The 12,668-nt window shown below is 57.9% G+C and carries 13 protein-coding genes; 8 read left to right on the top strand and 5 right to left on the bottom strand.

Annotated features, from left to right (window positions below; genetic code table 11):
* Positions 1-56: 56 nt before the first annotated feature.
* Positions 57-980, bottom strand: a complete 924-nt coding sequence (locus tag VQ830_RS22160) for an MBL fold metallo-hydrolase (RefSeq protein WP_337270327.1) — start codon at positions 978-980, stop codon at positions 57-59.
* Positions 981-1,208: 228 nt separating this feature from the next.
* On the opposite strand from VQ830_RS22160, the gene VQ830_RS22155 reads away from it, so the two are divergent.
* Entirely contained in the window at positions 1,209-1,721 is a 513-nt protein-coding gene (locus VQ830_RS22155; RefSeq protein WP_337270326.1) for a nuclear transport factor 2 family protein, read from the top strand.
* 47 nt (positions 1,722-1,768) lie between these two features.
* Here VQ830_RS22155 and VQ830_RS22150 read toward each other — a convergent pair whose 3' ends face one another.
* Together VQ830_RS22150 and VQ830_RS22145 are read right to left on the bottom strand one after the other, a co-directional pair.
* A complete protein-coding gene (locus VQ830_RS22150; protein WP_337270325.1) occupies positions 1,769-2,323 on the bottom strand; it encodes a cytochrome b in 555 nt (184 codons plus the stop codon).
* Complete coding sequence (locus VQ830_RS22145) at positions 2,323-3,366, bottom strand: catalase family peroxidase (protein ID WP_337270324.1); 1,044 nt, start codon at positions 3,364-3,366, stop codon at positions 2,323-2,325. The genes VQ830_RS22150 and VQ830_RS22145 overlap by 1 nt, the downstream gene beginning before the upstream one ends.
* A 276-nt stretch (positions 3,367-3,642) precedes the next feature.
* Between VQ830_RS22145 and ruvC the strand changes: the two genes are divergently transcribed.
* From ruvC to VQ830_RS22110, 7 genes are all read left to right on the top strand, one after another.
* On the top strand, positions 3,643-4,152 hold the full coding sequence (gene ruvC, locus VQ830_RS22140) for a crossover junction endodeoxyribonuclease RuvC (RefSeq protein WP_337270323.1): 510 nt from the start codon (positions 3,643-3,645) through the stop codon (positions 4,150-4,152).
* Positions 4,153-4,254: 102 nt separating this feature from the next.
* Positions 4,255-4,872: a Holliday junction branch migration protein RuvA gene (gene ruvA / locus VQ830_RS22135; protein WP_337270322.1), complete on the top strand. Its 618-nt coding sequence runs from the start codon at positions 4,255-4,257 to the stop codon at positions 4,870-4,872.
* A 96-nt stretch (positions 4,873-4,968) separates the two neighbouring features.
* On the top strand, positions 4,969-6,009 hold the full coding sequence (ruvB, locus tag VQ830_RS22130) for a Holliday junction branch migration DNA helicase RuvB (RefSeq protein ID WP_337270365.1): 1,041 nt from the start codon (positions 4,969-4,971) through the stop codon (positions 6,007-6,009).
* Entirely contained in the window at positions 5,999-6,913 is a 915-nt protein-coding gene (locus VQ830_RS22125; RefSeq protein WP_337270321.1) for a metallophosphoesterase, read from the top strand. Before ruvB ends, VQ830_RS22125 begins: the two co-directional genes overlap by 11 nt.
* Before the next feature lie 50 nt (positions 6,914-6,963).
* The gene (locus VQ830_RS22120) at positions 6,964-7,419 is read left to right on the top strand and encodes an NUDIX hydrolase (protein ID WP_337270364.1); all 456 of its coding nucleotides are present in this window, start codon (positions 6,964-6,966) and stop codon (positions 7,417-7,419) included.
* A gap of 106 nt (positions 7,420-7,525) precedes the next feature.
* A complete protein-coding gene (locus tag VQ830_RS22115; RefSeq protein WP_337270320.1) occupies positions 7,526-7,744 on the top strand; it encodes a hypervirulence associated TUDOR domain-containing protein in 219 nt (72 codons plus the stop codon).
* Between the two features lie 123 nt (positions 7,745-7,867).
* Complete coding sequence (locus VQ830_RS22110; protein WP_337270319.1) at positions 7,868-8,431, top strand: DinB family protein; 564 nt, start codon at positions 7,868-7,870, stop codon at positions 8,429-8,431.
* Positions 8,432-8,556: 125 nt separating this feature from the next.
* Here the strand turns inward: VQ830_RS22110 and VQ830_RS22105 are convergent, their stop codons facing one another.
* Positions 8,557-9,942, bottom strand: coding sequence for an AcvB/VirJ family lysyl-phosphatidylglycerol hydrolase (locus tag VQ830_RS22105; RefSeq protein WP_337270318.1), 1,386 nt, complete (start codon positions 9,940-9,942; stop codon positions 8,557-8,559).
* On the bottom strand, positions 9,939-12,542 hold the full coding sequence (gene mprF, locus VQ830_RS22100; protein WP_337270317.1) for a bifunctional lysylphosphatidylglycerol flippase/synthetase MprF: 2,604 nt from the start codon (positions 12,540-12,542) through the stop codon (positions 9,939-9,941). Before mprF ends, VQ830_RS22105 begins: the two co-directional genes overlap by 4 nt.
* Positions 12,543-12,668: the final 126 nt, after the last annotated feature.

Raw genomic sequence — 12,668 nt, 5'->3', positions numbered from 1 at the left:
ATTTTAGCTATGTAGGAAGCTCACGCAGAACAGCCAAATCAGTTTTTCTGAATAGACTATTCAGGAATATGTGTCGGAGGAACCGAGGCGGCATCCGCTGAAGGACGCAACCTGCTGTTGACGGTGGCCCGCAAATTCGTTTCGTGGCATTTGCGATAAAAGGCCTTTGTGGCCTCCGGCATCTCGCGCGGCAGAGTGATAAAATCCTCAAGGCCAAAGCCGTCGATTTCGATGAGCGTATTGTCTTTCAGAACATCGCCATTGATTTCGCTGACCTTTTGCGCCAGCGCATCGAAATAGGCGATGTTGCGAAACACCGTCTGCGGATCTGCCGTCTGACCATGCGCTAGAACGAGAAACTCTGCATTGAGGTTGCTGATCATCCGAAGTGAATTGCGCAAGTGCGCAAGGTCAGATGGCGCGTCGGTCCAAACCTCGGGGATGGGAGCTTCGACCGCATCGACCGCGAGACAAGTGCGGATCTGCGGGATCCAGACCACGATATGATCGGGCGTATGGCCGGGGGTATGCAAAAGCTCCAGGATAAGGTCGCCGCCATCGATCATCATGGTGCCGGTGAAGCTGACATTTGGCCCCACATGCTGAAGACCCGCAAAGCGCTCCTCCTCTTGCGCCTTACGCATCAGCGTGGCGATGTTCGCCGGATCGTAGAAGCGCCGATGCGCCGTCTCATGCGCGATGATCGGCGCACGCCCGGCGACAACGCAATTGCCCCAATAGTGATCCCAGTCCATGTGCGAATTGACGACAAGCAACGGACGCCGGTCGAGTTCTGATCCGATCAAATCCAGCACCTGCTGGCAGAGATCGGGCGTGCTCAGCGTATCGACGAGAATGTTGAAGCGTTCGGTCCGGACAAAGACGGCATCGACCTCGTCACCCGCCCGCAGGATCGTTATCCTTTCGTCGAGACCGGGATAGGACTGAAGTTCGACTGAAAGTCTGCCGATGCTTGTCATGACGCTCACCCTTTCTCGGAAATAGAGACAGTCTATCAGATGGACATCCCGTTAACGCATTAATTCGAGCTTCGCGCAGGTTCGTTACCGTCTCTTCGGCGCTGCAACGCGCGGAGAGGCTCTCTGCAGCGAGTTACTTTATTCTGCCTATCTCCCGCAAAAATGCCCTCTTGCCGCTTGCGATGCGCTGCATATCCTCAGCCCCCGACACAAAGGAAGGAACACTTCATGAGACTTGCCATGTCTGCACAATATCTCATCCTGGCGGCAGCACTTACGCTCTCGACGCCGCAATTTAGCGTCGCGCAGGAGGCGGTTGTCGGCGTCAAGGATGCCGATGCACTCTTCACCAGCCCAGATCCGACGCTTAACAGGAACAAGCAGACAACCTACAAGATCATCAAGGAATTGCTGGAAGCAAACCACTGGGACCGAGCCGATCAATACCTGACGGAGCGGTACATTCAGCATAATCCGAATGCAGCCTCAGGGCGCCAGGGCGTGGTCGATTACTTCACCAAGGTGCTCAAGGTTAAGCCAACGCCCATTCCCGACAAAATGAAGACCAAGATCGTTTCGGTCGTGGCTGAAGGCGACATCGTCACGGTCGCCTACCCACGGGAAATGAAAGACCCCAAGGACCCGTCAAAGAGCTACACCACCACCTGGTTCGACAGCTGGCGGTTTGTCGACGGCAAGGCCGACGAGCATTGGGATCCTGCCACCAAGGGCGGCAAGTAACGATCGATCAAGCCGCGCAATCAATGACTGCGCGGCTCTTCGTCGCCTTAGCGGGAGACGCGATCGGAGGCGCCCGTCGTCATCTGCTCGAACACACCATCACGCCGGAAGAAGGCGTGATAAAGCGCGGCAGCCGCATGAGCGAGGATCAGGGCGAAGAAGGCGTAGGCCAGATATTGATGCGCGGTCCATAGTACCGCATGGGTTGCCCGATCGGGTGACAAAATTGGCGGCAGCGTTACCCCGCCTAGCAACACGATTGGATATCCCGCCGCCGACAGCATGGCCCAGCCGATAAGCGGCATTGCGAACATCAGTACGTAAAAACCGAGATGCGACAGATGCGCAGCAAGCTTCATGAGGGGTGGCATATCGGCCGGCAAGGCTGGCGCTCCATAGACCAGCCGCACGATGAGCCTGATGACGACAAGAAGAAGAATGACGATGCCAAGCGTCTTATGGAAGGAGACAAGCGAGACATAAGCTGGCGAGACGGTTGCGACCATGCCGACACCAACAAAGAGCATGGTCAGCAGACAGATCGCCATCAACCAGTGAAGCAGCCGCTGAAGTGGCGTAAAAGCGCGTTTCGTGCCGGACATCACTTCGTCTCCTTCGGATAAGATTGGGATTCACCCATCCGCTTGTCAAAAGAAACGGCATAGGCGGCAGACCGAGCAGCGGGGAAAGGATCATCCGAGACCTTGACACCTGCCGGCAGAACCGTGGGATCGAAGTTGACGTCACGGCAAGGCCCGTTCGCCTCCGGGATGATCTTCTCTATCACCAGCGTGCCTGCATCGATCTTCTGGCGATCCTCCGGCCATGGCTTGCTTGGATCGTTGGTTCGATCGCCCGCATTGGCGACTGTCACCATAAGCTTCCAGCTGACCGGGCCAGCCACAACCCGATCGGTGATTTCCTTCTCGAGACTATCTGCGCCCCTGCCCTTCAGCTCTTCGTCGGAAATCGCCGTAACAGGTGCAGTCGGAACGAAAGACCAACGCACGGCGTGATCGCCACCTTTTGAATCGGTAAAGATGAAGGCATTCAGGCTGTTAAAGGCGTTTTCCGCATAGCTCGGCGTGTAAGGCGCGCTCTTGGCCCAACCTCCAAAGGCGGCAATCTCGGGATGAGCTGCGGCAAACGAGGCCATGGCATTAGGATCTTTATCTCCCGACGCCTTCAAGAGATCGTAAAAGGCCTGCGGCGTCGAAACCGGAAAGAAAGGCGGGTCGATCATCGCCATGCGCCATTCTTCGCCGGAGGGCGCCGTCAAACGCAAACCGAGGCCGCGCACCCGCACCGTCGCATCCAGCGCATTGGGATCTGGTGTTCCAAGGTTCAGCCGACCAAGCGCCGGGTAAGTTCCGCTTGCAAGCACGGCAGCCTTCGAAAGCGCCGCGCCGCCGCCATTGGCCTCGAAGCGGCCGGTGAAACAGATGCCCTTCGCGTGATTGCGCCTATGTCCGGAAGGATCGACATTGGGCGGCGTCAAGGCGGCGACGATTTTTTGGGGTGTCAGGCGGCCTGGAGACAACCAACCGCCCGTATAGGCGAAGGCGGCTCCACCTCCGATGACGACAAGTGCAATGATGGCGGCCCCGAGGACGGGAGACCGCGGTGAAGAAGGCTTTTCCGGCACGTGTATATCCCCCATCGCGTGGCTGGTTCCGCACCGAGGAACCGGCTGACTGTCAGAAACCATACAAACCATATTTGAAAAAGCAAATGCGATTTTACGCTTTGGTTGTGCGCCGCATCCCGCCTCACGCATCATGTCTTCTGAGACCGAATGCGATCAATTCAGATCGAAAGTTATCGTTTCCGCCGACCGCGATGCGGCACTGTCACTCTAAAGCGTTTCCCTTTTGTTCACTTCTTCGTGGCACTTCTCTTTGCGATGGAATAGGATGACGCCATGCACAATACGATTCGCATTATCGGCATTGACCCGGGCCTGCGCCGCACCGGATGGGGCATCATCGATGCGCTCGGCAATTCGCTGCGCTTTGTCGGCTCGGGCACCGTCACGTCGGACGGCGATCTTGACCTTGCCTCGCGCCTTTGCCAGCTGCATGACGGCCTTGCCGAAATCGTTCATGCCTATAAGCCCGATGAAGCCGCAGTCGAGCAAACCTTTGTCAACAAGGACGCAGTAGCGACCTTGAAGCTTGGCCAAGCCCGTGGCGTCGTTATGCTGGTACCGGCCCGCGCCGGCCTGCCCGTATCGGAATATGCGCCAAATGCCGTGAAGAAGTCCGTGATCGGCGTTGGTCATGGGGAGAAACAGCAGATTCATATGATGCTGAAAATCCTGATGCCGAAAGCCGAATTCAAGGGCAACGATGCCGCCGACGCTCTGGCGATCGCCATCTGCCACGCCCATAATCGCGGCGCACGACGCCTCGAAAAGGCCTTGGCGGGCTGATTGGTGAGGCCAATAATCCTGCTTTTCACAGGCGCCGCGAACAGGTAACCCTTCCTCAAGTCTATCGTCGAAACCAGCCAAACCCATTCAGACGGACCCACCATGATCGGCAAGCTCAAGGGCACTATAGATGAAATCGGCGACGACTATGTCCTCGTCGATGTCCATGGCGTCTGCTACGAAGTCACGTGCTCCGCGCGGACCCTGTCCAAGATTGGCTCGATGGGCGAAGCGGTGGTTCTCTTTATAGAAACTTATGTTCGCGAAGATCAGCTCAAGCTCTTCGGCTTTGCGACGCCGTTGGAGCGCGAGTGGTTCAATCTCCTGCAAAGCGTTCAGGGTGTGGGCGCGCGTGTGGCGCTTGCCGTTCTATCGGCGCTGACCCCCGGCGAACTGGCGAATGCCATTGCCCTCCAGGACAAGGCGGCCGTCTCCCGCGCGCAGGGCGTCGGGCCGAAGGTGGCGGTGCGCATCGTCACCGAATTGAAGAACAAGGCTCCTGCGCTTGGCGGGATGGAGGCTAGCAATATTGGCTTCAAGCAGGAGCTTGGCGAAGGCGTGGCAAGCGCACCCGTCTCCGATGCCGTTTCCGCTTTGACCAACCTCGGCTATTCGCGCGATCAAGCAGCCAATGCCGTTGCCGCCGCCTTGAAAACCGCCGGTGACAATCCCGACAGTGCGAAGCTGATCCGCCTCGGTCTCAAGGAGCTGTCGCGATGAAGGGGTTTTTGATCTTGGCGCGCGATCGCCTTAAGGATGGGGAAACATGGCCGGCAGGCGATCAGCACGTCGCGTCCTGCTGCTTCACCGGTTTCTGTGATGGAAAATAACCGCCTGATAACGCCGGAAAAGCGCGGCGAAGATCTCGATACCGCCCTTCGTCCGCAAGCGCTGGACGAATTTACCGGTCAGGCCGAAGCGCGCGCTAATTTGAAAGTTTTCATTGAAGCGGCCAAAAACCGCGGCGAAGCCCTCGACCATGTCCTTTTCGTCGGGCCGCCTGGCCTCGGCAAGACAACCTTGGCGCAGATCATGGCCAAAGAACTTGGCGTGAACTTCCGCTCGACGTCAGGCCCCGTTATCGCCAAGGCTGGCGATCTTGCCGCCCTGCTGACCAATCTTGAAGAGCGCGACGTGCTGTTCATCGACGAAATCCACCGGCTCAACCCTGCCGTTGAGGAAATTCTCTATCCGGCGATGGAAGATTTCCAGCTCGATCTGATTATTGGCGAAGGCCCCGCCGCACGCTCCGTCAAGATCGACCTCGCCAAATTCACCCTCGTGGCTGCCACCACACGCGCCGGCCTTCTGACGACGCCACTGCGCGACCGCTTCGGCATCCCGATCCGGCTGAACTTTTATACGGTCGATGAGCTCGAGCTAATCGTGCGGCGCGGCGCGCGGCTGATGAACCTTCCGATGACCGACGGTGGCGCACGTGAGATCGCACGGCGTGCTCGCGGTACCCCGCGTATCGCCGGCCGTCTTCTGCGCCGCGTGCGGGACTTTGCGGAAGTGGCCCGCGCCGAGGCGGTCACGCAGGAGATCGCCGACGAGGCCCTGACACGTCTTCACGTCGATCAGGCCGGCCTCGACCAGCTCGATATGCGCTATCTCAATATGATTGCCGTCAATTTTGCCGGTGGGCCGGTTGGGATCGACACCATCGCGGCGGGCCTTTCCGAGCCACGCGACGCGATTGAAGACATTATCGAGCCCTACATGATCCAGCAGGGCTTTATTCAGCGAACGCCGCGCGGGCGCGTGCTCACCAACAGCGCTTGGAAGCATCTTGGCCTTCAGCCACCCAAGGACATGGAGGCTGCGCAATTTCGCATGAACCTCGATGACGAGTAGATGGATCAGCCGGCGAACTTTCCTGAAAGGCGCCGCCGCGCTCGCGGGCACTATCGTTCCCTTTGGCGTCTATGCCGGCGGCATTGAGCCGCAGCTTCGGCTTCGCACTGCCCATTATCGGTTCACGCCGCCCGGTTGGCGTCCCGGCTTGAAGCTGAGGCTGGTGGTGCTGTCCGACATTCATGCCTGCCATCCATGGATGCCACCCGAACGTGTCGTCAGGCTTTGCGAACATGCGAACAGCCTTGGCGGTGACGCAATCCTTCTGTTGGGCGATTACATGTCCGACATGCCGGTCGCGACCGACGACGTCTCGCCGGAGCAATGTGCGGCTGCCCTTTCGGTCCTCAAGGCACCGCTCGGCGTTCATGCCATCTTCGGCAATCACGACTGGTGGAAGGATCGGGATGCGCAGAAGCAGCGGCTGACAGAAACGGCTTCGCACCGCGCGCTGCGCTCGGTGGGGATCACAACCTATTCCAATCAGGCAAGACGCTTAGGTGAAGGTAAAAACGCGTTTTGGATCGCCGGGCTTGAAGACCAATGGGCGTACCGGCTGGAGGACAGGAGCGGAAGCGTTGGCCTGGATAACCTGCCTCACACTCTCGCCGGTGTGTCCGACGGTGCGCCGATTATCCTTCTCATCCACGAACCGGATATTTTTCCTGAAGTGCCGCAACGCGTTTCATTGACGCTGGCCGGCCATACTCATGGCGGCCAGATCAATCTCTTTGGCTGGACCCCGGTCGTGCCTTCGCGCTTCGGCTCGCGGTACGTCTATGGCCACAAGGTGGAAGACGGCCGACACCTCATCGTTTCAGGCGGTCTTGGCTGCTCGGGCCTACCGATCCGCTTTCTGTCTCCTCCGGAAATCCTGGTCCTAGAGCTCGGGGAAAGCGCGTGAGCAAGGATCTGCGCATCCGCAAGAAATATCCGGGTCGCCGGATCTTTCAAATGCGTGTGGCAGGGCTTGGTTTTCGTGATGGTCATGTTCTCGTCCACCGCGCCGTTCACGAACCTTTTTGGACATTTCCGGGCGGACGCGCCGAAATTGGCGAACCCACCCAGGATGTCCTGGCGCGTGAGATGATGGAAGAACTCGGCGTGACTGTTAAGGTCGGCCCGCTTTTATGGATCGTCGAAAACTTCTTTGACTATGAGCGCAGGCGCTGGCACGAACTCGGTTTTTACTACCGCATGGATATCCCGGAGCAGTTCCCTTTTGCACCGCATGACATCGTCCACCGCATTGAGGACGGCCACAAGCTTGAGTTCAAATGGGTACCGGCAACGACCGCGGCATTGCGCGCAGTCAACATTCCCCCTTACTTCATCGCAGAAGAGATTGAGACCCTCCCCACCACACCCCGCCACCTTGTTTGGCGGGACGGTGATCTCGACGCCATCTGATTTAGCGACGATGCTGCGAACATGCGTCGGCGCGAAGGGGTTTTGAGAAGCACGGAACCCCTTCGAAAGCTGCCCGTTGTCCTCCCAACCAAAGGGAGAAGCGAAAATGGCAGAGATCAATAAGGGTACCGAGGTCGAATGGTCCTGGGGCAAAGGCAAAGCCAAGGGCAAGGTCGAGCAGAAATTCACCGATGACGTTACCCGCAAGATTAAAGGCAGCGAGATTAAGCGAAAGGCCAGCAAGGAGGAGCCTGCCTTTTTAGTAAAGCAGAAGGATGGCGCCAAAGCACTGAAAAGCAAATCGGAAGTCCACAAGACGTCGTGAGCTCAACCGATGATAAGCCCTCAAGCATTCTTGAGGGCTTCACCTCATCTGCTCTATCATCGTCCCTCGATACCAATGGACGGCATGCTCAAGCGCATGAGGACATCAACGAGTAGACCCCAGATGACTGCTTTCGATCCCTGCCGCAGTTTCCGCAAACTGGCTTATAACAACAGGCTGGCCAATCATCGCTTGCATGAAGCCTGCTCGAAACTCCTGCCTGGCGAATTTGAAGCAACGCGGATCAGCTTCTTTCCATCCATCAAAGCAACGCTCAATCACATAGTGACGGTCGACTGGTTTTATGTCGATGCTTTGGAAGGCGGCACGCTCGGCCCGAAAGCCTGGGCGCAGGAAGAGCCTTTCGATGCAATTGCCGATTTGACAAAAGCACAGGCGGACGTGGATTGCAGATTGATTGCTTTGTGCGAAGATCTCGATATCAGTCGGCTGTCTTCAATCATGCCTCTGCAAAGAACAGGGCGAATTCAGACAGAGCGGGTGGAGGACGTTCTTTCCCATCTCTTTCAGCATCAGACGCATCATCGCGGCCAGGTGCATGCGATGTTGTCTGGAACTAGCGTTCCGCCGCCCCAGCTCGATGAATTCATCACCGCCGATGATGCAAGACATCGACAGGGCGATGTAGCGGCACTTGGATGGAACGAATTCAAGTTGATGCATTGACGCAAACAATCGCATCACAGACGAGCGCAAGGATATGGAAAGAGCAGCGGGGCGAAAGAAGATCCACCTCCACTGCTCGAATATAGGCGTTTCGAGGCAGAGAAATTCTGCCCCACACACCGATCCTAATCCTGAAGGCGGGCCTTCAAACCGTTGATGATCTTCTGCGCGAGCAGCTCATAATTCTCATCGAAGTGGTGATCGCCGGGCAGCGGGATAACCTGCACGCCGCTCGCCTTTACTTCTGGGCAGACGATTTCGTCATCGTCGTCAGTGCCGTAAATGCACTGCACCAGTTTCGGATCGACCTTCTTGAGATCTTCAGTCGTATCGCCACCCTTGCCCGATGTCTTCTGTCCGAGCCAGCCCATGACCGAGATCTGGTAATCGACCTCACGCGACAGGCCAAGCAGCGAGATCTGCGTCACAGCGCCCTGCGAGGAAGGCTTAAGCCGCGAATAGGCGGCAGGCAAAATGTCGGCGCCGAAGGAATAGCCGATTAGAAGGACATGACGAACCTTGAATTGCTTGCGATAGAGCTCGATGATACGGCCGAGATCGTCAGCCGTTTCCTGCGGCTTGCGTTCAGACCAGAAGTAGTGCAGCGAGTCGACCCCGATGACGGGGATCCCATCCTTCTGCAGTGCTGCTCCCACTTCCTTGTCGATATCGCGCCATCCACCATCGCCGGAATAGATGATCGCCAGCGTGTCGTATTTCGGCTTGGCATCGAGAATGGTCAGCGGCAAGCCGAGCGCATTGTCGGCATTGCCAAGATCTTCGATCAGGCTGGAAAGCTGTTCGGCAAGCGCGGCACGCGGATCGCTGGAGGACTCGCGCACGTCGATATCGGGATGATCCTTCTTCAGCTCTTCGACATGCGAGCGCCCATCCTTGCTCGCGGAAGGTGTGAAGACGGTGATAATATCGTCCGGCAACTGCCCGTCGCTCAAACCATAGACCATCCGGTCGCCGACCGTCATCTTGCTGGCCGGCGTGCAGAATTGCTGCGTGACGGGAATACCCGATGTCGGATCGACTGCGAGTGTCGTTGCAATCGTCGCATCCGGTGTTTGAGCCGCAATGGTCAAAGCCAGCGAGCCACCATCGCCGATGCCGGCGATAATCGGCAATTGGTAGCTGACATTGTCGCCCGCCGCGCGCTGCACCTGCTGGCTGAGCGCTTCAATATCCGAGACCAGATAGATACAGCCATCGTTTTCGCTGAGGTCATATTTGCGCATCTGCTCGAAATATTGCGCAAGGTCGATGCCGATGACGACGGCACCCTGATCCACGAGATCGCTCGCCTGCTTCTTGTCGGCATCGCTCCAACCGGAGGAATCAGAAAACAGCACGATCGCCGCCTTCACTTTCCCGCTTGGCAGGAACACATGCGGGGAAGGAATGAGCCCAGTTTCAAACTTATCGGTTGTTTCTTCGGCGGCGAATACAGCCGGGACGGCAAGCGACAGCATAAAAGCTGCCGTCATCAAAATTTTCCGGATCATTTCTTTACCACACCTTTCAGTCCACCGCCGATAAGGAATGTTGCATCCATCAGAGCGATCACTGGATTGCCGCCACCGGACACCGCAAGATAACGCGGCTGCCATTGCGGATGAAATTTGGATTTGAAGGCACGAAGGCCCTTGAAGTTATAAAATCTCTCGCCGTGTTCGAAGACGGTGCTGCCGATGCGGTCCCAGACCGGGGCGGTTTCGCGCTTGGACATGCCCGATAGCGGCGCCATGCCAAGGTTGAAATGCGCAAAGCCCTCTTCGCGAAGATATTCCATGATGCGCACAAACAGAAAATCCATCGAGCCCTTGGGCGCATCGGGCGAAAACCGCATCAGATCGATCGTCCCCTCGTCCTTGGCGTCGGTGACGAGAATATTGGCAAAAGCCACGATACGACCTTCGCGCTTCAAAACGCCGATCGGCTGCGAGGACAGATATTCCGGATCGAAGGCGCCAAGCGAAAAGCCCTTTTCCTTGGCATTATGATCGGCAAGCCAAGCGTCCGATACTTCCTTGAGCGCATCCATGACGGCGGGAACGCCCTCAGGAGGAATAACCTCGAAATCGAGACCGTCGCGCTGCGCGCGGCTTGCTGTCTGACGAAGGTTTGCCCACTTGCCGCCTTTCATTTCAAAGGTCGAGAGATCGGCCACCGCAAGCTCGCCGAGCTTGAAGGCACGCAGACCCGCATCTGCACAGTAAGGCAGAAGCACAGGTGAGATCTGATAGAAAACAGCGCGGCAACCGGCAGCACGGGCCGCTTCGACGAATTGCCAGACGAGGTCCGGGAAGGCAGCACGCTCGCCTACGGGATCGAAAAGCGCGATCCATGAGCGGCCCTGTCGCCCATACATGATGAAGGCATCGCCCTTTTCGGAGAACATGATGCTCTTGTCGCCCATGCGCACCAGATTGGCGTCCGCAAAACGCTGCTTGCGTACGATATCGACGGCACGGTCCAGATCTTCCTGGGTCGCAATGGCCGGACGAACAGTCGCGGGCCGCAGCAGTGCGAAAATCGCGGTGGCAAGCGAAAGAAGCGTAATGCCGAGCACGGCGCGCAGGCCGCGTGGGGCCTCGTCGCTGAAATCGAAGTCCCACCAAAGCGCATTGGTGTAATCGACATCGCGATAGACGAAGAGCAGAATGACGAAGGCGCCGATGCAGATCACGGCAAGGGCGAGCAGCCAGGAGGCCGTCAGCGGCTGGGCAATCAGCGAGGCCCTGCGGCGAAATCGCTTGCGGTTAATGAAAAGGCCGAAGATCAGAATGCCGAGGAAGATCGCTTCGACCAGCGCGATCGCCTTGATGATCGAAAGCGCGAGCGCTGCAGCGGAGGCCGTAATGGAAACCCACCAGGCACCGTCGAGACGCTGGCCGATGCCGCGCGCTGCAACGACGAGCGCAAGACCCATCACGCTGGCAAAGAAATGCGCGCTTTCGACAACCGGCAGCGGCAGGAAGGTCGCGAGAATTTCAAGGTTCTCGTCGGGGGTGGGCGTGACGCTCGAAAAAATCAGCATGACGCCGAGAAGAAGGGCGAAGGCCGACAGGAGCTGCGGCATCAACCGCACGCCGATCCGCCTGATTTCGGCGGCTAGGGGATGGCTAGCAAACCGGCGCAATTCCGCTGCGGAAACGGCGACCACCGCAACGAGCAGCGGCAAGACGTTGTAAATCAGGCGGTAAAGGACCAGCGAACCGAGGACCGCGTCGATATTCACCGAACTGCCGAGCGACGCGATGATGATCGTCTCGAAGACGCCAAGTCCCGCCGGCACATGACTGAGGACGCCGAGACCGACCGCAATCGAATAGATCGCAAGAAACACCGGCCAGCCGATCGCGGTCGGCGGCAAGAGAACGTAAAGCACTGTCGCGGAGGCAGCGATATCGAGCGCGCTGACAAGGAACTGACGCGACCAGGTGCGCGAGTCCGGCAGGCGTACGGTAACCGGCCCTACGGACACGGCTCTTCCACCGCGACCGGCCACCAGCAACAGGCCGAAAACACCCAAGATCGCGATAGCGATGATGCGCAGCCAGAATGAGGAGATGCCCACCAGCGGACCTATCTGGTCGGCAATGACCAGCAGGGCTATCGCGGCGACGCATGCCAGGCCAAGCCCGAACGACAGTGTTACGAAGGCGATGACGCGGCCGATGTCCTCCGGCGACATGCCCAGCCTGGAATAGGCGCGATAGCGGATAGCGCCGCCCGACAGCGGTCCGAAGCCAGCTGTATTGCCAACGGCATAGGCGCTGAAAGCGGTGACCGCGACCTGTGGGAAACGGAGCTTTGCTCCAACGTACTCGATGGCATTGAAATCATAGAAGGCGAGTGCCACAAAGCTCAAGCCGGTGAACAGGATTGCCAGCAGAATCGAAAGAACGCTGGTATCGGCCAAAGCCTGAACGACATCGTCGTAGCGAACCTCATCGGTCAGCCGATCGATTGCAAAGGCGACGAAGCAGAAGATCGCAAGCGTCACCAAAGCCGTCAATGGCGTTCGGTAGCGCCTGATAAGTCCAACGACCGAGAAGCGCTCGGTCTCTTCCGCATCAATCAGATGGTCCTGCCCCGACATTCCTGTTCCATCATAGTTTATCTGTTCGCACTATCGCATCGACATGTGAACGTCATTCGTCCGACATCGCCAGACGCGATGTATTGAAACTTCCTAGCCCCGTCGCATGCCTTAAACTGATCTCGC

It is taken from the genome of Oryzifoliimicrobium ureilyticum (genome assembly GCF_037199735.1).
Lineage (GTDB): Bacteria > Pseudomonadota > Alphaproteobacteria > Rhizobiales > Rhizobiaceae > Rhizobium > Rhizobium ureilyticus.
Note: the sequence above shows the minus strand (reverse complement) of the source record. Positions and strands in the feature narration are given on the sequence as shown.